Here is a 20,730-nt window from a genome sequence, read left to right as displayed (position 1 = left end):
GAAAAATGAATCCACAAATTGCAGAAGTTACGCAACGTATTATCGAGCGTAGTAAAGAAACGCGAAAAGCATATTTAGAAAAAATTGAAAAGGCGCGCCGTCAGGGGCCTCATCGTGGCGTATTATCGTGCGGTAACCTTGCTCACGGTTTCGCAGCATGCGGGACAGAAGAAAAAAGTGACTTGCGTTCGATGACCAAAGCCAATGTCGCTATCATTTCGTCATATAACGATATGCTTTCGGCTCATCAGCCATACGAGACATACCCTGCGATAATAAAACAGGCCATTAAAGAAGTAGGCAGTGTTGCTCAGTTCGCAGGTGGTGTTCCGGCTATGTGTGACGGTGTCACGCAAGGTCAGGCGGGCATGGATCTGAGCCTAATGAGTCGCGATAATATCGCTCAAGCAGCAGCGGTAGCGCTATCTCACAACATGTTCGACAGTGCCATGATGCTAGGTATTTGTGACAAAATCGTACCTGGGCTGCTTATGGGGGCGTTAACCTTTGGTCACTTACCAACGGTATTTGTTCCGGCTGGCCCTATGCCCTCTGGCTTACCTAACAAAGAGAAAGCCCGTGTTCGTCAGGAATTTGCCGAGGGTAAAGTTGGTCGTGACGCATTGTTAGAAGCGGAATCTCAGTCTTATCATTCAGCGGGGACCTGTACTTTCTACGGTACTGCTAACTCTAATCAGTTAGTCGTTGAAATGATGGGGCTTCACTTGCCGGGTTCATCGTTTGTCAATCCTGGTACACCGCTTCGCGAGGCGCTTACAAAAGCTGCAGCAGTACAGGCGACGCGTCTTACTGACTTAGGTGAAAATTACACGCCTATTGGTCATATTGTTGATGCCAAGGCGATTGTGAATGGTCTTGTCGGCTTGCTGGCAACAGGTGGTTCTACTAACCACACTATGCATTTAATTGCAGTTGCACGCTCAGCAGGTTACATCGTCAATTGGGATGACTTCTCAGATATCTCAAATGCAGTGCCGCTTCTTACTCGAATTTACCCTAATGGCTCTGCAGATATTAACCATTTTGTTGCTGCTGGTGGTATGTCGTTACTTATGAAGCAGTTGCTTGATGCTGGCTTGCTTCACAACGACGTTAAAACTATTTGTGGTGAAGGCTTAGACTTTTACACCAAAGAGCCAAGACTGATTGACGGTGAACTAGAATGGCGAGATGGCGCAAGCGAATCTCACGATAAAGAAGTACTCGCTAGCGTGGATGCACCGTTTAAGCCAGATGGTGGTTTAAGTGTACTAGACGGCAACTTGGGCCGCGGGGTGATTAAAACCTCAGCGCTACGCACGCCACACTGCACCTTAAAAGCGCCTGCGGTAGTTTTTGAAGATCAGTTTGAACTAGATGCTGCGTTTAAAGAAGGCAAATTGGACAAAGACTGTATCGTTGTAGTGCGTTTCCAAGGGCCTTCAGCCATTGGTATGCCTGAGTTACACCGTTTAACTCCGCCGCTAGGTGTTTTGCAAGATAAAGGATTTAAGGTTGCCTTGGTAACCGACGGTCGTATGTCTGGAGCGTCGGGTAAAGTGCCCGCTGCTATTCATGTTACCCCTGAAGCATATAAAGGTGGCTTGCTAGCTAAGGTTCAAAACGACGATATCATTGAGCTAAACACACAAACAGGTGCGCTTACGCTGCACGTTGACGAAGAGACATTAGCAGCTCGTGAAGCAGCGCCTGCTAACTTAGCAAATCACCATGTTGGTATGGGACGTGAAATGTTCGCAGGCATGCGCGCTATTCTCACGGGGGCAGAAGAAGGAGCATGCTCTTTATTCTATACCCAGGAGCAAGCGTAATGAGCCAGAGATTTGTGGCTGACGTTGGTGGAACGAACATTCGTCTGGCTCGGGTTACCGAGTCGGGCGTCACCGACATAAAAAAGTACATGTGCGAAGAGTTTGCAAGTATTGATCTCGCCATAGCGCAGTATTTTTCAGACATGCCAGAGGTTAGTTTTAGCGAAGGTTGCATAGCCATTGCCTGCCCAGTATTAGGCGATAAGGTTGAGATGACCAATCACAGTTGGGCATTCTCGCAAAATGCGCTAAAAGCACAGCTGAAGTTAGATGCGCTTTTTGTTATCAATGATTTTACGGCTGTGGCGCACTCACTTCCGGTACTGAGCAGTGAGCAAGTAGTTCAAGTGGGTGAAGGTACAGCTATAGAAAACGGCAATATTGCAGTTTTTGGTCCGGGAACCGGTCTTGGTGTTGAACATATCACTATGACCGATTCGGGCTGGCAAACGCTAGACGGCGAAGGCGGACATGTAGACTTCGCACCGGTCGATGAGACCGATATAGTGGTGTGGAGACATTTGCAGGCCACTTTCTCACGAGCTTCAGCTGAAGAGGTGATGTCAGGGCGAGGTATTCTTAATATCTATACTGCGCTTGCCAATGATGCAAAAAAGCCGGTTGAGTTTAATGAGCCAGCACAAATCACTGAGGCTGCATTAGCAGGAACTTGCGCAATTGCAGAAGCCGCTCTGCATCAATTCTGCCGAATTATGGGCAGTTTTGCGGGCAATCTAGCGCTTAATATGGCAACTACCGGTGGTATCTTCATTGGTGGTGGCATAGCAAATCGATTCCCAGAATTTATAAAGAATAGTGACTTCAGAGCTCGTTTCGAAGCTAAAGGTCAAATGAAGCACTATGTAAAAGATATCCCTACCTATTTGATAGCAGAACCCGATCATGGCCTTTTGGGAGCAGCTGCTTATTTGAATCAAAACACAGCGAGTTAAATTATGACGACAAAATGGAAATACTCTCCAGAGGAAATTTTTGCGGCAGGGCCAGTGGTACCCGTACTGGTTATCAATGACGTAGAAAAAGCCGTTCCTTTGGCAAAAGCGCTGATGGCTGGTGGGATCAAAGTTCTTGAAGTAACGCTTCGTACACCAGCAGCAATAGATGTTATTAGGCGTATTGCGGAAGAAGTGCCAGATTCACTTATTGGTGCAGGAACAGTAACCAACGCTCAACAGCTTAAAGCCGTTGTGGATGCAGGTGCAAAGTTCGCAATAAGCCCAGGTATGACTGCCGACTTATTAAAAGCGGGTATGGAAGCTGAAATTCCTCTTATTCCTGGTATTTCTTCAACTTCAGACCTGATGAAAGGAAAAGACGCTGGATACACCCACATGAAATTCTTCCCTGCGGAAGCGTCTGGTGGGGTGAAAGCGATAAAATCAATCAGTGGTCCTTTCCCTGATGTAACCTTTTGCCCAACAGGTGGTATTGGCCCTAACAACTACAATGATTACCTGTCATTGAACAATGTGAAATGTGTAGGTGGTTCGTGGTTAGCGCCTGATGATGCCATTGAATCAGGAGATTGGGACCGTATTACACAATTAGCGAAAGAGGCTGTTGCAGGCGCAAACGTCTAACATCCTTGTTGTAAGTCACTTATATAAAAACCTGCCTCTCGGCAGGTTTTTTGTTTGCAGATATGCAAGTGGTGTACGAGGCATCGATTTTTTTTAATTTAAGTGATTGGGCACACGGTTTGCACCAGTTCAGCTTTTTCACCTGGTGCAAGCTCAAGACCTTTGGTCACCGATGATTCAACGCACACCATATGGTTGTATCCAAACGGGTCCATATCTGAAATAGACGCGGCACTTTGCCACGGATTCCAGACAACCAACGAATCGTTGCCCTGTGAAAGCACCTCAGTAAAGTCTTTATCGTCAACTGCAATGGTTGTCTGTTTTACAGCAGATAAATGAATACGGTCTGTTTCAGCGTCGATGGTGTAGGGAGCCGGTGTCGGTTTTACGGCCCAGTCGTCTAACTTATCTTTATAATCGCCAGAAATGCCTTTTAACTCTGTGTGTTTTATATTCTCGACATGGAAATAGGTGTGAAGCGCCGTATTAAAAGAAAACGGAATGACGCCTGTGTTTTCAGTCTCAAGACTCACTTGCAAGTTTTCGCCTACATGCACACGAAGGGTCACGCTACAATCGTACTCGAAGCCCTCTGCTCGTGTAAATGAGGGCGCAAGTTCTACCGTTGTTCCCTTACTATCTTCTGTTGAATTAACCAGTTTCCATACCTGAGTGCGCAAAAATCCGTGTGAGGGAAGCTCACCGTCACCTCTACCGTGGTCGTTGGCAAACCAAGGCCAGCAGATTGGAATTCCTCCACGAATAGGTCGCTCTCCGTTTAGATAGGCATGAGGGCTAACCCATAAACGTTCTTTGTTATCTGCAGCTGGAATGAAAGACAATACGTGGCCGCCAAATAAACTAATTTTTGCTGACGCGAATGCATTTTCAATATTAACGAAAGAGAGTCCATTTGACTCGCTTAGGGAGACCGAAGCTACCGGCGACATGTGTCCTCCGAGAATGATAAAAAGTATGAAAAGTCTGTGTGACCAAAAATGAAAAATCACGCAAACAAAAAAGGCGTAGATCTGAATTCTACGCCTTTAGATTACCTTAACTATCAGACAAATAAAGCGTTAATGTTGCATTATTTGTCGCTAGTTAATTATTTTGAAATGTGTGCAACCAAATCAAGTACTTTAGATGAATAGCCCCACTCATTGTCGTACCATGATACAACTTTTACAAAAGTATCAGTAAGCGCAATGCCGGCAGTCGCGTCGAAGATAGACGTATTAGGGTTGCCTACAAAGTCATTAGACACTACTGCGTCTTCAGTGTAACTCATGATGCCTTTAAGCTCGCCTTCAGACGCTTCTTTCATTGCTGCACAAATGTTGTTGTAGCTGGTAGGCGTTGCTAGGTTTACAGTTAAGTCTACTACTGATACGTTTGGAGTTGGCACGCGGAACGCCATACCAGTAAGTTTGCCATTAAGCTCAGGGATAACTTTACCTACCGCTTTTGCAGCACCTGTTGATGATGGAATGATGTTCTGGCCTGCACCGCGACCGCCGCGCCAATCTTTCATTGAAGGGCCATCTACAGTTTTTTGCGTAGCCGTTGTTGCGTGAACTGTTGTCATCAGGCCATCAACAATACCAAACTTGTCGTTTAGTACTTTTGCCAGCGGCGCTAAGCAGTTTGTTGTGCAAGATGCATTAGAAACGATGTTTTCGCCAGCATAGCTTTCGTGGTTAACGCCCATCACGAACATTGGCGTATCGTCTTTTGAAGGTGCAGACATTACAACTTTCTTCGCACCAGCTTCGATGTGTTTCGCCGCAGTTTCTTTTGTTAGGAATAGACCCGTAGATTCAACAACAACGTCTACGTTAACTTCGTCCCATTTAAGTGATGCCGGATCTTTTTCAGAGGTGATTCGAATAGATTTGCCGTTTACGACAAGGCTATCATTGTCTACTGTTACTTCACCATCGAACATACCGTGAGTAGAGTCATATTTTAATAAGTAAGCAATGTAGTCTGTGTCTAGCAAGTCGTTTATTGCCACAACTTCGATGTCTTGACGCTCTGCTGCTGCGCGCATTACTAGGCGACCAATACGGCCAAAACCATTGATACCGATGCGAATTGTCATAACGTACCTCGAAAATTTAAAATAAATTGAAAATAAATTACGTAAAGTATGGATCAAAATGCCATAATTAGCAAAATAAAAACGCAAAGTGTTGCAAAATTACGAAGAAATACTTATGCAATCGTATTCAGTTTCGTCAACGCGTAGTTTCTAGAATAATGTTAAAAAATTGTTTGTAGGCGCTTTTTAGAATTAACTCATGCCAGCGTCTTCTGCCGAATAACAGGAATGACACACAATGACACAACAACTTCTGCAACAACTGGTTGAAATGCGTGGAATTGAAACCCACTATGTCGACGCATGGGGGAAACCAACAACCATCGCAGAGCCAAGTAAAGCTAAATTATTAAACGCTCTTGGTTATGACACGTCGAGTGATGAAAAAATTCAATCTCAAATCACTCAAGATATTAACGCTGTGTGGTTATCACCATTAAATCCTGTTCAGGTAATTAGATCGTCTCACGATGTGTATCTGCCATTGCGCTTGCCAATAGAATTGGTTAACGATGAACACCTTGTTGATATTACGTTTGAAGACGGTACACAGCACGAGTATTCATTTGTCCCGGTAGACCAAGAAATGTCATCCATGGCCCACATCGATGATGTAGAGTTTCATGAATATCTTGTGAAACTGCCCATCGATTTTCCGCTGGGATATCACAACATTGTCTTGAAAGCAGATGACGATCAGCTTGCAACATCGCGCATGATTGTTGCGCCAGAAGCTTGCTATACGCCTGATGAAATAAAAGCGGGCAAGAAGATTTGGGGATTAAGCGTTCAGTTATACTGCGTGCGCAGTGAGAAAAACTGGGGGATTGGCGATTTTTCAGACTTGGCGCAGTTAATCGATAAAGCGGCAGGCGTTGGAGCAGACTTTATTGGTTTGAATCCTATACATGCTCTTTATCCTGCTAACCCGAATGCGTGCTCACCTTATGGACCTAGCTCTCGCCGCTGGCTAAATTATTTGTACATCGATGTGACGGCTGTCGAGGGCTACGACGATAAAGCGGTTCAAGATGTGGTAAGTACCAAAGAGTTTAAAGCGTTACTTCAACAAGCTCGTGATGCCGAACACGTAGATTATGAAGCGGTAGCACACCTTAAACTATCTGCGTTATACGCACTCTTTAACGTTTATAACGATACCTTCTTAAAAGGTAAAACGCCGCAAAATAAAGCGTTTAATGCTTTTGTTGAAGCCGGTGGTGAGAGCCTGGATATGCTTGCCGTGTACGATGCGCTGCAGTCAAAATTAAAAGCCGACGGTAAGGAAAGCTGGGGGTGGCCGGTATTCCCTAAAGCCTATAAGGACTACCACAATAGTGCAGTGGCGAAATTTAAGAAAGACAATGCTCACGACGTAAAATTCTATTTGTTTTTGCAATGGATAGCAGCGCAGCAGTTAGAGTTGGCTAGCAGCCGAGCTGATGCCGCTAATATGACAATTGGATTGTATCGAGACCTTGCAGTAGGTGTGAGTGAAGGAAGCGCCGAAATATGGGGTAACAAAGATCTATACTGCATTGACGCAAGCGTAGGCGCCCCACCTGACATTCTCGGGCCGCTAGGACAGAACTGGGGACTTCCTCCAATGGTCCCTCAAAAACTGTACGAGCAGCGCTATCAACCTATTATCGATTTGTTTGCCTCTAATATGGCATCCTCGGGTTCGCTGCGTATTGATCACGTTATGGCACTTCTGCGTTTGTGGTGGGTGTCGAAAGGCGATAGCGCCAAAGAGGGCGGGTATGTGTATTACCCTGTTGATGACTTACTAGGCATATTGGCGCTTGAAAGCCATCGCAATAAAAGCCTTGTTATAGGCGAAGACCTCGGAACAGTGCCAGAAGAAATTCGTAGTAAGCTTGCACAAAATGGCGTTTATTCCTATCGTGTATTTTTCTTCGAACAGGCAGAAGACGGTGGTTTTTATTCACCAAGCCATTACCCAGAGCAGTCTATGAGCACCCTTACTACTCATGACATGCCAACACTAATAGGGTACTGGCACTGTTTGGATTTAGAGTTGGGTAAAGAAATTGGCTTATACCCTACAGAGGAAATTTTACAGACCCTCTACGCCGACAGGCATGAGAATAAGCAGGAAATTCTCAATACGCTTCACGGCCATAATTCCATTGCGGACCATGTTGGCCATGATGTGAATGTGACGGGTATGAATCGAGAATTGAACAATGGTATGCAGGTTCATATGGCAGGCGGCTCAAGTGCATTGCTGAGTCTGCAACTAGAAGACTGGTTAGAAATGGACAAGCCAGTCAATATACCGGGAACATTTAACGAGTATCCGAATTGGCGACGAAAGTTGACACAGAATATTGAGTCAATCTTCGAAAGTCATGATATAAATACGTTAGCGTCTAAACTTACTGCTGCAAGGAAACAGGCAAGCCAACGCTAGTTTGCAGAGTAAATAAATGAGGTGGCATGTATGCCGCCTCACACCAAGAATTGGTAGTTAGACCCGCGTGAAGCGGGTTTTTAATAGGAGTAGCAAATGCAACAAGAGCCTCAAATAGTGCAGCAATTTGAACAGGCAAAATGTTCACAACCGTTTTCCCAGTTGGGTGTTATCGAGAGTGAAGGAGAGTTACTGCTTCGCGTTTGGCGGCCAAAGGCAGCATCGATAACCATTACGTGGGAAAATCCTGCATTTGATGAGATTTCGCTGCTCCCAGTGTCTGCTTCAGGGTTATTTCAAGCGGCTATCCCAAGAGAGTGCGTTAACCATGTTTATCGCGTTAATGTGACGGAAGGCGAGCATAAGTACAAGTATATCGACCCGTATCAATTTAGAGAGCAGGCTTATCATGCCGTGCATTTTATTGATAGTACGCCATTCAATTTGTTTCAGCAGGCAGGTGCCCAACTTGTTACTGTTGAGGCGCAAAATGGCGAATCGATAGACGGCGTTCGATATTGTGTTTTTGCACCTAACGCTTCTGCAGTATCTGTCATTGGCGATTTCAACCAATGGGATGGAAGAGTTCATCCCATGGAGAAAACGTCTATGGGCTACTGGGTCTTATTTATTCCTGGAATGGCTGAAGGCGAGCGCTATAAATATCAGGTAAAGGATAGCCGGGGTTACGACCTTCCTCACAAAGCTGATCCCTTAGGTTTTAGTGCCGAACAATATCCTTCTCACGCATCAAAAGTGTATAACCACGAAAATTATACGTGGGGAGACAGCGACTGGTTAGAGAAGCGCAAAGCCAATAAATACACTACACCAATGAGTATTTATGAAGTGCACCTAGGCTCTTGGAAGCGTCCTAATGATGAAAATGCTGCACGGTACCTAAGTTATAAAGAGTTAGCTGACAACTTAATCGATTATGTTAGTGATATGGGGTATACCCATGTGGAATTGCTACCCATTTCAGAATTTCCATTTGACGGATCTTGGGGCTACCAACCTGTAGGTATGTTCGCGCCAACCAGTCGGTTTGGTGATCCTGATGACTTCAAATACTTTGTAGACCGTTGTCACCAGGCCGGTATCGGCGTGATTATCGACTGGGTGCCTGCTCATTTCCCTGAAGATGGTCATGGATTGGCGCGTTTTGATGGTACCTGTGTTTACGAATATGAAGATCCTAAAAAAGGGTGGCATCCTGATTGGAACTCGTGCATTTACGACTTTGGTAAAGACACAGTTCGTCAGTTCCTAGTGTCTAATGCATTATATTGGCTGGACAAATTCCATATCGATGGGCTTCGGGTAGACGCCGTTGCGTCTATGCTTTACTTAGACTATTCGCGCAACGATGGCGAATGGATACCCAATGTAGATGGTGGTAATGAGAATTACGAAGCTATCAGTTTACTGCGCTGGATGAACGAAGAAGTTTATAAGCATTTCCCTGATGCAATGACGATTGCTGAAGAGTCGACCTCTTTCCCTAAAGTGTCACGACCGCTCTTTGATGGCGGCCTTGGGTTTGGCTTTAAGTGGAATATGGGTTGGATGCACGATTCTTTGCATTATATTGCCAAAGATCCGGCCTACAGAAACTATCATCACGGTGATATTACTTTCAGCATGGTGTATGCATTTGACGAAAATTTTGTACTGCCTATTTCCCATGACGAAGTGGTTCACGGCAAAGGTAGCATGCTGCAAAAAATGCCGGGTGATGAGTGGCAACAAACAGCAAACTTACGCTGCTACGCTGGTTTTATGTATGGTCACCCTGGTAAAAAGCTTAACTTTATGGGGATTGAACTCGGTCAATCAGCAGAGTGGAATCACGACAGTGAGTTAGATTGGGGACTATTAAAATTCGATCGTCACGCAGGTGTGCAGTCGGTATACAAGGCGCTAAACCATCTTTATCGAGATACGCCAGCGCTTTATGAGCAAGACCACAGCGCCGACGGATTTGCATGGATAGACCACGGTAATGCCGAGCAAAGCATTGTTTCATTTGTCCGTAACGCAAAATCGATAAAGCAAAAGGTGTATGTAATCTCTAATTTCACTCCGGTACCACGAGAGAACTTTAGAGTAGGTGTAGACTCAGCACAAACCTTAACGCTGGCCCTCAATACCGATGATGAAGCGTTTTGGGGAAGCGGCATGCCGGTTATCGCTGAAGCCAATCCGCAAAAAACGCCTTGGAATGACAGAGAGTATTCGGTTGAGCTGACTATACCGCCTCTTGCGACAATCTTTTATGTTGTAAATGGATAGCATTAGGCCAAGTGGCTTTTAAGTAAGGGAGCTGTTGAGTTTCTTATTTGGGGCGAGAGCGTAGGGCTTTCGCCAAAGTCGATTCTTTTTTCATATCTTGGCAACGAGTGATATCTGCGGTGAATAAAAACGTAAACGTAAATCAAGTCAATAAGATAAATCATATCGAGGCAGGCAGCTCATCTCCATTAGGGGCAACCCTAGTCGAAGGCGGAAGTAATTTTGCAGTTTATGCCCCTGGGGCAAAAGCTGTGTACTTGTGCCTTTTCGATAGCGATACCGAACAAACTACACACGAGCAAATGCTGCCGGAGAAAACCGGAAATGTATGGCATGGATTTGTGCCTGGTATTAAAGCTGGGCAGCTATATGGCTACCGAGTAGAACGGTGTAAAGGTGAACTTGAAACGGTGACTCGCGATAGGCTTCTTATCGACCCCTATGCAAAAAAACTAAACCGTCCGATAAAATGGAACCGTCGCCAATATGAAAGCGACTCACAGTTTATGGTGCCTAAGGGATTGGTTATAGATGAAGACGCCTATGCTTCTACCTCTGTCTCTCGCCCTAAAGTTAATAAGCAAGAACGCATTATTTACGAAGCGCATATTAAAGGTTTAACTAAATTACACCCAGACGTCCCCCTAGAGCATAGAGGGAAGTTTCTCGGTGCGGCTCACCCCAGTGTCATTGGTCATATTAAGGCTTTGGGTGTAACTACTGTTCAATTTATGCCGCTGTGTTCGTTTATGCCAGAACCCTTTATTACTGACAAAGGCCTAACGAATTACTGGGGATACAATCCGGTTAACTTCTTTGCTCCAGAACCCCGGTATGGCGTTCGTGATGCTTTAGCTGAACTTAAAGAGATGGTTGTCAGCTATCACGAGGCGGGAATCGAAGTAATTGTTGATGTTGTCTTTAACCATACTGCTGAAGCAGGCTTTGGCGGCCCTATTTTATCCTATAAGGGCTTATGTCCTTATGAAGCCTATTTGCTAGAACAAAGCGATACGGGAGAGGTGTTCTATTCCAATCATTCAGGGTGTGGAAATACCATCAACACCGCCCAGCCGTTTATGATGGGACTCATACTTGATGCTATGCGTCATTGGGTAACCACCATTGGCGTTGATGGTTTTAGGTTTGACCTTGCTGTATCTCTTGGTCGTGAACCCCAGCAATATAACAGTCAGTCTGGACTATTACGTGCTATTAGCGCCGATCCAGTTTTGCGTGATAAAGTGTTGTTGGCTGAGCCATGGGATATAGGTCCAGATGGTTATCAGGTAGGTAATTTCGAATCACCATGGTTAGAAGTTAACGATAAATATCGCGATACCATTCGCGCATTCTGGCGCGGAGATGATGGGTGTACGCCAGATTTCGCGACTCGACTAATGGGGTCGAGAGATATCTTTCACAAAGGCCAACGACATATTTCTACGTCGGTCAATAACATAAGTTACCACGACGGCTTCACCTTACACGATATGGTGACTTATGCTGAGCGTCATAACCTCGATAACTTAGAAGATAACCGTGATGGTCATGGCCACAACTTGTCAGCTAATTATGGCGTTGAAGGCGAAACGAAGGATAAGGCAATACTTGCCATTCGTGAGCGCCAGAAGCGAAACTTGTTTGCTACGCTTATTTTCTCACAAGGTACGCCACATATTCTTGGTGGCGACGAACTAAGCCGCACACAAAACGGAAATAACAACGCTTATTGTCAAGACAACCCAATAAGCTGGTTCAATTGGGAAATGGACAAGAGCAAGCAAGACTTTTTACAATTCTGCCAATACGTAATTAGCTTGCGTCAGTCATCGGCGTTATTAAGCGAGCTAAAGCTTCAAGATGATGGCTTCACACTTTCACGAAACGTGAAAGCCATCAACTGGTTTAAACCCGATGGCTCTGATAAAGCGTCAGAAGATTGGAATGCGTATCACAACAAAGCTTTCGGTGTAGAAATAATGGGCTATCGCAGCGGTAATAAGAAGCCCGAACACTGGTTCTTGTGTGTAAACGCCAGTGAAAATGACATGAGGTTTCATTTGCCCACTGCAAAACGGAAGGGGGGGTGGACACTGCAACTTGACACAAGGTATGCATCTCTCAACGAGCAGCCCTGTATTTGTATACAAAAAGTTTTTCTTCAGGCGAGCCGATCACTCACGCTATTTAGTTTCTCGGAATTAGAAGGTTAATATCTTATTAACCTTTACTGCCGGTGGTAAATACGGCAGTCCGTACTAAATTTTAGATGTTTGACTGTTCTTTATATCATCAGGTGGTAACATGCTCTCCCATCTGAATGTGAGGGTTTTCCTATGCAAAATAATGGTGGTAGTGCGCACGTTGAGACAACGTGTGATATCGGTTTTATCGGTTTAGGGGTAATGGGCAATAACCTTACCATGAACCTTGTAGATCATGGTTATCGAGTAGCGTGTTTCGATTTAGACCAAAACAAAGTTGATGCTATCTTAGCTAAAGACGCAAGCGAGCGAGCAAAAGATGCTGCTCCACGTGTCGAAGGCTGTAGCTCCTACACGGAATTACTCAGTAAGCTCAAAGCACCACACCTCATCATTCTTTCTGTGCCAGCCGGCGACCCTGTAGACCACGTATGTAATCATCTGATAGATGCGGGAATACAGGCAGACGATATCGTGGTTGATACTGGCAACAGCTTATGGACAGACTCTGTCGCTCGTGAAGAGCAATACAAAGGCAAGTTTATTTTCTTCTCTACAGCGGTGTCTGGTGGTGAAGTAGGGGCTCGTTTTGGTCCGTCGCTTATGCCATCGGGCAATCCCTATGCATGGACACGCATCGAGCCGGTATTAAAGTCAATTGCCGCCAAAGTCGATGCGAAAACCGGTAAGCCAATCGAAAGTTTTGTGCCAGGCAAGCCTGTACTTGAAGGTGAGCCTTGTGCCACTTACATAGGGCCTGTGGGAGCTGGGCATTATGTGAAAATGGTGCACAACGGTATTGAGTATGCCGATATGCAGCTTATCTGCGAAGCTTATCAGATAATGCGCGATGCACTTCATATGGCCCCAGCTGAAATAGCAGAAGTGTTCCGCCGTTGGAACAATGGCAAACTAAACAGCTATTTGATAGAAATCAGCGCCGAAGTTCTTGAGCAGCTAGACCCAGAAACTAACCAGCCCCTGGTCGATGTGATATTAGATAAAGCAGGCCAAAAGGGAACTGGACTTTGGACTGCAGTCAGCGCTCTACAAGTTGGAAGCCCGGCTCAAACTATTACGGCGGCAGTGTTCGCTCGCAGTATTTCAAGTTTGAAAGAAGAACGCGTAGCCGCAAGCTCAGTACTAGCAGGTCCTGAAGCATCGGTTTTCGATGATGAGCAAAAAGTATCGATCATCAACAAGCTAGAGCAGGCGCTGTATTGCTCAAAAATTTGTGCTTACGCGCAAGGCTTTCAGCTCATGGCCATGGCGGGTAAAGAGCACGGTTGGACACTTGATTTTGGTGAAATTGCGAAAATTTGGCGAGCTGGGTGTATTATTCGCGCTGTTTTCTTGCAGTCTATTTCAAAAGCTTATGAAAACAACGAAGAGCTTGCAAACCTGCTGATGGACCCCTATTTTGCTGAGCAAATTACCGAATATCAGGGTGACTGGCGAGAGTCGATTGCGCAAGCGGCATTAGCGGGTATACCTTGTCCGGCAATGATGTCTGCACTGAGTTACTACGATTCTTATCGCTCTGCTGTATTGCCAGCTAATTTACTTCAAGGTCAGCGAGATTATTTTGGGGCGCATACCTATCAGCGACTCGATAAGCCTGCGGGTAAAAAATACCACATTGAGTGGAGTGATCCAGCAAGACCACAGACCGCTATAAAACGCTAGCCAAGAGTTAATAATATCTATGCGAATACGCTAGTAAAAAAACATTAAACGAGGGTGTATTTGGCAACGAATACACCCTCTTTTGTTAGGTGTGATTGCACTAGTATAGAAGGCCAAAGTGCCTTCAATACGGTTGAACCGAACAAGTGCTGTATGCAGTGAAAAAGAACACGCATGATCCAAAGGCTCGTGCCAAAGACTCTTAAAAGTTAGAGAGGTAGCAATGTCAGACGATAAATGGAAACAAGAACTGAGCGAAGAAGAGTATCTGGTTTGTCGGCAGGCCCATACTGAACGTCCCTTTACAGGTGCTCTTCTTGATGAAACACGAGATGGTATTTACGTGTGTAAATGCTGTAACGCGCCTTTATTTCCCTCTGATACTAAATTTGATGCAGGTTGTGGATGGCCATCTTTTTACAAACAGCTTGATGATGGAAACGTAGATTATAGAGAAGATGTGTCTCATGGTATGCGACGAGTTGAAATTATCTGCAAACAATGTGACTCGCATTTAGGACACGTTTTCCCAGATGGTCCCGAGCCCACCGGTCAGCGATACTGTGTGAATTCAGTGTCAATGACATTCAAGAGCGACAATGACGAGGTGGTAAAAGGCTAAGGCTTGAAAGGCTGAGGTTTAGAAGGCTAAGGTTCGAGAGGCTGAGCTTCAAAAAATAGTGCGAGAGGTTGATACTATGAGAAAGGTAAACAGCTGGTCAAAAAATAACCTCGTTTCGTTATGGCTTTCAAAACCAACAAAAAAACCGCCTTCAAATGGCGGTTTTTTTATGCTTTTTAGCATTTTTTTAAACATCTAACTGTAATTATATTTCATATTTATAACTTGTTCAGCTTTAGCTTTTCCGCATTAAACGTACTGCTATCTAGTGCGCTGACAATATCGCCGGTGACTGCATCTAAAATATCGGTAGGTAGACTAAACTTTTCTCCCAACTGAATACGCTGAATGTCAGGTAAGCGGTCGTCATATTTTTCTGCTACGCCATACCATACATAGGCCATTCGGTAGTTTTCTACGTCAAGACCAATTGAAGCAAGAGAATGGTAGATGCTCACGTCTATATCTGCGCTATCGGTGTATAAGCTCAATGCACGGTAAAGCGTATCAACGGTGCGGTTTTGGTCTGACTTAATTTGCACAGAAGCTAGAGACACAAGTAACTCAGGATCACTCACTCGGTCGCTTGCAACATAGCGCTCAAAGCGATGGAAAGCTTCTTTGTCATTGAAACGAGTCCAATGATAGTAGCTAAGGTAAGGGTCTAAGGAAGCTTTAGTTTCACGGGCTAAGCGTTCTAGTTCTCGTCTTGCGGTAATAACGCCTTTTAGGCGAGTCGCTTCTTTGCCTTTTCGTTTGACGTGCTCGATGTGCTGAACTTCTTGAACACACTCAAGATACGATTCAAAAGCAAGTAGAAGGGGGTACTTGAAGGCGTCGTTATCCGGTTCTTGGTTGTAATAACGCAGTCGTATGATTTCTGCTCGCTGAGGTGTGCATCGTGCATCAAGGCTTAAGTCTGTACACATCTCACTCTTTTCACTGCATATTTCTTTTATGGTGGGCTCGAACCAATCACTACAGCTTGGTACAAACAATATCAGTAAAGTAAAAAAGCAAGCTTTAGGTAAGAGTGTTGGAAATTTACTAAATAATGGGTGTCTATTCATATAAAGTACTGCAATTTTGAAATTTATCGACAATTTGGTCTTCCCTGCGTGATTAATTAAGATATGCGCCATCATCGTCAGACAGAACCTCACCTACGTGTACCCTAAGAATAATAAAAAGCTGACGTGAAACCAACGTTAATTTATATCGATGAAGGCTTAAGAATGAATCAACAGTACGAGCAGGAATTACAAAGTAGCTGGCAAGAGCGTCAAGAATACGCGGAAATCATGTTGCCATTAGTAGGGAAGCTTTACCGCAACAAAGCGGTGGAAATTTCTGTATATGGTCGCTCTCTTCTTAATGCGAGCGCTATCGACATTATAAAGGCACACCGTAAAGTGCGCTTACACGAGGGTATTAAACTTCGTTTGCGTGAAAGTTATCCCATATTAGAAGCCTTAAGCGAGATGGAGATTGCGCCAGCGCAAATCGACATCGGCAAACTGGCTTTCGATTTTCATTATGGCTCTGCGGTAGATAATGACGACCTTAAAAGCTACTTGACCGAAAAGCTCAGCGAAGTTGTTAATAAAGAAGACAACCAGCAGCCTCAAGACGTCGTGCTTTATGGTTTTGGTCGCATTGGTCGTTTACTTGCTCGCCTTCTTATCGAGCGCCAGGGTAAAAATAATAAGCTTCGCCTGAGAGCGATCGTTGTGCGCGGTGGACGCGACGGCGACCTAGAGAAGCGCGCCAGCCTGCTTCGTAGAGACTCGGTACACGGACCTTTTAACGGCAGCATTACGATTGATCATGAACGCAATGCACTTAAAGCCAATGGTTCTTTTATTCAAGTTATCTATGCCAACAGCCCGGATGAAGTGGATTACACACAGTATGGCATTGATAACGCTATTATTATCGACAACACGGGGATTTGGCGTGACCGCGAAGGTCTAGGTCTTCACCTCAAGGCAAAAGGAGCGGCTAAAGCGATTCTTACTGCACCTGGCAAGGGCGACATCAAGAATATCGTTCACGGTGTTAACGATAGTGAAGTGACGTTAGACGATACTATCGTTTCAGCTGCGAGCTGCACTACAAACGCTATTACCCCGGTGTTAAAGGCGTTAGACGAAGAGTACGGTATTAAAAACGGCCATGTCGAAACCGTTCACTCTTATACTAACGATCAAAACCTTATTGATAACTACCACAAAGGTGACCGTCGCGGTCGCAGCGCGCCACTCAACATGGTTATTACGGAGACGGGAGCAGCAAAAGCGGTTGCCAAAGCATATCCTAAGCTAGGTGGAAAACTTACGGGTAATGCTATTCGTGTTCCTACACCTAACGTTTCCATGGCAATATTGAACCTGAACTTAGAAAAGGCTACAGACAAGCTTTCAGTGAACGAGTTTTTGCGCGACACCGCGCTGTTCTCTAAGCTTCAGCACCAAATTGACTACACAGCCAGCAAAGAAATCGTGTCTACCGATTTGGTAGGCTCTAGAGCCGCGTCGGTTGTTGATTCGCAGGCCACAATCGTGTCTGAAGACCGCTTAACGCTTTATGTTTGGTACGACAACGAGTTCGGCTATAGCTGTCAGGTACTTCGCGTTGTTCGTGATATGGCAAACTTGAGCTTTCCAACGCTGCCGCTTTAACACTTGATGTCGTAAGCGTTCAAATACGGCACTAAAAATGTATAAAAACCGACCTATGGGTCGGTTTATAAGCGTAAAGAAAATCTATACTGTAGCGCTGGTAAAACCAGCCTATTCACATGGTATTTGTGTTAATGACTATGCTAAATTAGCGCACAAATAATAAGGGAAACGACAGTCTATGCATATTTCCAGTCAGTTCGACAGTGGCAACATTAACGTTGTTCACGCCAAATCTCCTGAAGACATTCTTCTTAGCATCCCTAAAGACAACCAATCAGAGTTTGCTCAATGGTTTCATTTTCGTTTGATGGGTGAAACCTTTGTAACGCATAAAGTGACAATTCAGGGGCTAGCAACATCTGCATACCCAGAAGGTTGGAAGGATTATAAGGTATTGGCTTCTTACGATAGGCAAACCTGGTTTCGAGTGCCAACCTCTTTCGACGGTGACAACTTAACTTTCTCACTAACGCTCGAGCAATCGAGCGTTTACTTTGCCTACTTCATTCCGTACAGCTATGAACGTCATCTAGACCTTATCTGCGATGCGCAGATGTCATTATTATGTGAGCATCGTTTTCTTGGACTCACGCTAGACGGTCGCGATATGTCCTTGTTGGTTATAGGTGAAGAAGCACCTAATAAAAAGAAAGTGTGGATCACGGCAAGACAACACCCTGGTGAAACCATGGCAGAGTGGTGCGCTGAAGGTATCATTTACCGGTTACTTGATGAGCAAGACGGTTTGGCGCGACAGTTGCTTGATAATGCCGTGTTTTACATTGTTCCGAATATGAATCCAGATGGTGGTGCGAGAGGACATTTGCGTACTAACGCTGTGGGTACCAACTTGAATCGAGAGTGGGCGACACCTTCAGCAGAAAAAAGCCCTGAAGTACTTTACGTGCTAAATGCGATGGAAGAGACAGGTGTCGACATGTACTTAGATTTGCACGGTGATGAGGCGCTTCCGTACAATTTTGTGGCAGGCGGTGAAGGAAACCCCAGTTACAATGATGAAATTAAAGATTTAGAAAACACCTTTAAGACAGCGCTATTGAATGCTACCCCTGAATTTCAGGATGAATTTGGTTACGACAAAGATGCACCCGGTGAAGCAAATCTAACCGTAGCGTCAAACGCTGTAGGTGAAAAGTTTACCTGCATGGCGTACACCGTTGAAATGCCATTTAAAGACAACGCGAATGTGCCAGATGACGTTTATGGTTGGTCTGTTCAGCGCAGTCGCCAATTTGGTGAAGATATACTTATTGCTGTAAATGCAGTGGTAAATAAGCAAAATAATAAGTAAAACGACAAGTTCGATTTTACACATTAGACCTCGCCTGGATGAGGTCTTGGCCATACATTGTTAGCAACACATTACAAAACAACAAAATAATAAAGGGGAATTACCTTGGAAGGGTTATACGGTTTACTTATCACGCTTGATAGCTTTTTAGGAGGAGCGCGCTGGTTTCCTTTCGTGCTTCTTGGCGTGGGCTTATTTTTCACGATTTATTTAAAATTTCCGCAAATTCGCTTCTTTAAGCACGCGTGGCAGGTAATAACAGGAAAGTTCGACAAAGAAAGCGATCCTGGTGACACCACTCACTTTAGGGCGCTTACCACTGCACTTTCTGGAACTGTAGGAACGGGTAACATATCTGGGGTGGCATTCGCTATCTTTTTGGGTGGTCCGGCGGCCTTATTTTGGATGTGGGTGACCGCATTTTTAGGTATGACGACTAAATTCGTCGAGGTTACGCTTTCACATAAATATCGCGTAAAAACCGAAGACGGTACTATGGCGGGTGGCCCCATGTATTACATGGATCGTCGCCTTAACATGAAATGGTTAGCCGTAGCGTTTGCTATTGCAACAGTTGTTAGCTCTTTTGGCACAGGTAACTTGCCGCAAAGTAACGGTATTGCACAGAGTATTGAAGCGACATTTGGATTTGAACCATGGCTAGTGGGTAGTGTACTTGGCATATTGCTGGCACTGGTTATATTAGGCGGAATTCAACGTATCGCTGCTTTCACGGCCCGCGTTGTGCCAATTATGGCGGTAATTTACCTCATTGGGGCAATGGCCGTAATATTCGCTAACTTAGAGAATATTATACCGTCTTTTATGTCTGTTATTGGTGATGCCTTTACTGGTTCGGCAGCGGCTGGCGGGTTTTTAGGAGCGTCGCTTGCGTACGCCTTCAACCGTGGCGTAAACAGGGGCTTATTTTCAAACGAGGCGGGGCAAGGTTCTGCGCCTATCGCTCACGCGGCAGCGAAAACAAAGGAGCCGGCTTCGGAGGGAATGGTGTCGTTGCTAGAACCCTTCATCGACACAATTTTGATTTGTACTATTACCGGGCTTGTTATCCTCTCTTCTGGTGTTTGGAAAGAGAAGCATGAAAATGTTTTCGACCGCTCAGATATGTTCTTCGTAGACGGCCAGTACGACGATAGCGAGAAGAAAGATGTGGAATCGCTGTATGGCTTTTTGAACGATGTCGAAGGTAATGAGATTAAGCCTTACACGGGTACAATCACAGTGGTAAACGGAACGGCAGTAAGCGGTGATTTTACGCTTATTAACTCGCGCTCTGTGGCGGAAGACGTTAAATATTCTGTGGGCAGCGAAGATCTCTTTACTGGCACACTGAAAATAGAAGACGGAAAACCACTTAAAGATAACTTAGAAGTAAGTGGTAAGTCGTTAGTACATTCAGCCGCACTTACCACTATTGCATTCACGCGAGGCTTCTTCGGTGACTTTGGGCAGTACATTGTTTCTATTGGTCTGTTGTTGTTTGCGTTCTCAACCGCTATTGCGTGGTCTTATTACGGTGACCGTGCTATGACCTACCTTTTAGGCCCCCGTTCTGTTATGCCTTATCGTGTAATCTACGTTGCCGGTTTCGTATGGGCTGCTTTCTCAGATACAACCCTTGTATGGGCGCTGTCGGCGGTAGCAATTGTGGTTATGACACTGCCTAACTTGTTTGGCATATTGCTATTGAGCAAAGAAATGAAAGAAACGGTCAATGACTACTGGTCGAGGGCCAAGAAATAATTCGATGCAACTACTTCAGGATTAATTATTATTTAGGTAATGGATTAGTCTTAATACTGTTGCAATAAGTAAAAAGTGCGAGCGCAGGCATTGCTTGGTTGGTGGCAATGCAACGCTCGCATTTTTTGTTTGTGAAGTAGGTAATCCGACTTCATTGTTGCAACCAACTTCAGTATGATACCC

The 20,730-nt window shown here is 44.9% G+C and carries 14 protein-coding genes; 11 read left to right on the top strand and 3 right to left on the bottom strand.

What is annotated here, in order from left to right; all coding sequences use genetic code 11:
- Positions 1–5 precede the first annotated feature (5 nt).
- From edd to CW735_RS11220, 3 genes are read left to right on the top strand one after another with little or no spacing between them, the layout of a single operon-like run.
- Complete coding sequence (edd, locus tag CW735_RS11230) at positions 6–1,832, top strand: phosphogluconate dehydratase (protein WP_071979897.1); 1,827 nt, start codon at positions 6–8, stop codon at positions 1,830–1,832.
- Positions 1,832–2,785, top strand: coding sequence for a glucokinase (locus tag CW735_RS11225; RefSeq protein ID WP_100972157.1), 954 nt, complete (start codon positions 1,832–1,834; stop codon positions 2,783–2,785). The genes edd and CW735_RS11225 overlap by 1 nt, the downstream gene beginning before the upstream one ends.
- A gap of 3 nt (positions 2,786–2,788) precedes the next feature.
- Positions 2,789–3,433 (top strand): bifunctional 4-hydroxy-2-oxoglutarate aldolase/2-dehydro-3-deoxy-phosphogluconate aldolase, encoded by a 645-nt coding sequence (locus CW735_RS11220; protein WP_071979895.1) that lies wholly within the window; start codon positions 2,789–2,791, stop codon positions 3,431–3,433.
- A 98-nt stretch (positions 3,434–3,531) separates the two neighbouring features.
- Here the strand turns inward: CW735_RS11220 and CW735_RS11215 are convergent, their stop codons facing one another.
- Together CW735_RS11215 and gap are read right to left on the bottom strand one after the other, a co-directional pair.
- Positions 3,532–4,386, bottom strand: coding sequence for a D-hexose-6-phosphate mutarotase (locus tag CW735_RS11215; RefSeq protein WP_100972155.1), 855 nt, complete (start codon positions 4,384–4,386; stop codon positions 3,532–3,534).
- Positions 4,387–4,544: 158 nt separating this feature from the next.
- The gene (gap, locus tag CW735_RS11210; protein WP_100972153.1) at positions 4,545–5,540 is read right to left on the bottom strand and encodes a type I glyceraldehyde-3-phosphate dehydrogenase; all 996 of its coding nucleotides are present in this window, start codon (positions 5,538–5,540) and stop codon (positions 4,545–4,547) included.
- 238 nt (positions 5,541–5,778) lie between these two features.
- Between gap and malQ the strand changes: the two genes are divergently transcribed.
- From malQ to msrB, 5 genes are all read left to right on the top strand, one after another.
- A complete protein-coding gene (gene malQ, locus CW735_RS11205; RefSeq protein ID WP_100972151.1) occupies positions 5,779–7,977 on the top strand; it encodes a 4-alpha-glucanotransferase in 2,199 nt (732 codons plus the stop codon).
- Between the two features lie 96 nt (positions 7,978–8,073).
- Positions 8,074–10,272, top strand: coding sequence for a 1,4-alpha-glucan branching protein GlgB (gene glgB / locus CW735_RS11200; RefSeq protein WP_100972149.1), 2,199 nt, complete (start codon positions 8,074–8,076; stop codon positions 10,270–10,272).
- A gap of 119 nt (positions 10,273–10,391) precedes the next feature.
- A complete protein-coding gene (gene glgX / locus CW735_RS11195; RefSeq protein ID WP_232368267.1) occupies positions 10,392–12,488 on the top strand; it encodes a glycogen debranching protein GlgX in 2,097 nt (698 codons plus the stop codon).
- Between the two features lie 123 nt (positions 12,489–12,611).
- Positions 12,612–14,165, top strand: a complete 1,554-nt coding sequence (gene gndA, locus CW735_RS11190) for an NADP-dependent phosphogluconate dehydrogenase (RefSeq protein WP_071979890.1) — start codon at positions 12,612–12,614, stop codon at positions 14,163–14,165.
- A 223-nt stretch (positions 14,166–14,388) separates the two neighbouring features.
- Positions 14,389–14,787, top strand: coding sequence for a peptide-methionine (R)-S-oxide reductase MsrB (gene msrB, locus CW735_RS11185; RefSeq protein ID WP_071979889.1), 399 nt, complete (start codon positions 14,389–14,391; stop codon positions 14,785–14,787).
- Positions 14,788–15,005: 218 nt separating this feature from the next.
- Here msrB and CW735_RS11180 read toward each other — a convergent pair whose 3' ends face one another.
- Positions 15,006–15,716 carry a DUF2989 domain-containing protein gene (locus tag CW735_RS11180; RefSeq protein ID WP_232368266.1) on the bottom strand — a complete coding sequence of 237 codons (711 nt, stop codon included), beginning with the start codon at positions 15,714–15,716 and terminating at the stop codon, positions 15,006–15,008.
- Positions 15,717–16,022: 306 nt separating this feature from the next.
- Here CW735_RS11180 and CW735_RS11175 point away from each other — a divergent pair, with 306 nt between their 5' ends.
- The 3 genes from CW735_RS11175 (at position 16,023) to CW735_RS11165 (ending at position 20,547) form a co-directional block, all read left to right on the top strand.
- Positions 16,023–17,468: a glyceraldehyde-3-phosphate dehydrogenase gene (locus CW735_RS11175; protein WP_071979888.1), complete on the top strand. Its 1,446-nt coding sequence runs from the start codon at positions 16,023–16,025 to the stop codon at positions 17,466–17,468.
- A gap of 181 nt (positions 17,469–17,649) precedes the next feature.
- Positions 17,650–18,783: a M14 family metallopeptidase gene (locus tag CW735_RS11170; RefSeq protein ID WP_071979887.1), complete on the top strand. Its 1,134-nt coding sequence runs from the start codon at positions 17,650–17,652 to the stop codon at positions 18,781–18,783.
- Positions 18,784–18,888: 105 nt separating this feature from the next.
- Positions 18,889–20,547: an alanine/glycine:cation symporter family protein gene (locus CW735_RS11165; protein ID WP_071979886.1), complete on the top strand. Its 1,659-nt coding sequence runs from the start codon at positions 18,889–18,891 to the stop codon at positions 20,545–20,547.
- Positions 20,548–20,730: the final 183 nt, after the last annotated feature.

Origin of the sequence: Alteromonas sp. MB-3u-76 (genome assembly GCF_002831605.1) — a bacterium.
Lineage (GTDB): Bacteria > Pseudomonadota > Gammaproteobacteria > Enterobacterales > Alteromonadaceae > Alteromonas > Alteromonas hispanica.
The sequence above is the reverse complement of the archived record's forward strand: the minus strand, read 5'-3'. Positions and strand labels throughout refer to the sequence as shown.

What these genes read in the sequence shown, in the direction of transcription:
- CW735_RS11215 (WP_100972155.1), bottom strand. Translation starts at nt 4,386, where the DNA reads ATGTCGCCGGTAGCTTCGGTCTCCCTAAGCGAGTCAAATGGACTCTCT.
- edd (WP_071979897.1), top strand. Translation starts at nt 6, where the DNA reads ATGAATCCACAAATTGCAGAAGTTACGCAACGTATTATCGAGCGTAGT.
- CW735_RS11175 (WP_071979888.1), top strand. Translation starts at nt 16,023, where the DNA reads ATGAATCAACAGTACGAGCAGGAATTACAAAGTAGCTGGCAAGAGCGT.
- CW735_RS11180 (WP_232368266.1), bottom strand. Translation starts at nt 15,716, where the DNA reads ATGTGTACAGACTTAAGCCTTGATGCACGATGCACACCTCAGCGAGCA.
- CW735_RS11220 (WP_071979895.1), top strand. Translation starts at nt 2,789, where the DNA reads ATGACGACAAAATGGAAATACTCTCCAGAGGAAATTTTTGCGGCAGGG.
- CW735_RS11225 (WP_100972157.1), top strand. Translation starts at nt 1,832, where the DNA reads ATGAGCCAGAGATTTGTGGCTGACGTTGGTGGAACGAACATTCGTCTG.
- gap (WP_100972153.1), bottom strand. Translation starts at nt 5,540, where the DNA reads ATGACAATTCGCATCGGTATCAATGGTTTTGGCCGTATTGGTCGCCTA.
- CW735_RS11170 (WP_071979887.1), top strand. Translation starts at nt 17,650, where the DNA reads ATGCATATTTCCAGTCAGTTCGACAGTGGCAACATTAACGTTGTTCAC.
- msrB (WP_071979889.1), top strand. Translation starts at nt 14,389, where the DNA reads ATGTCAGACGATAAATGGAAACAAGAACTGAGCGAAGAAGAGTATCTG.
- malQ (WP_100972151.1), top strand. Translation starts at nt 5,779, where the DNA reads ATGACACAACAACTTCTGCAACAACTGGTTGAAATGCGTGGAATTGAA.
- glgB (WP_100972149.1), top strand. Translation starts at nt 8,074, where the DNA reads ATGCAACAAGAGCCTCAAATAGTGCAGCAATTTGAACAGGCAAAATGT.
- gndA (WP_071979890.1), top strand. Translation starts at nt 12,612, where the DNA reads ATGCAAAATAATGGTGGTAGTGCGCACGTTGAGACAACGTGTGATATC.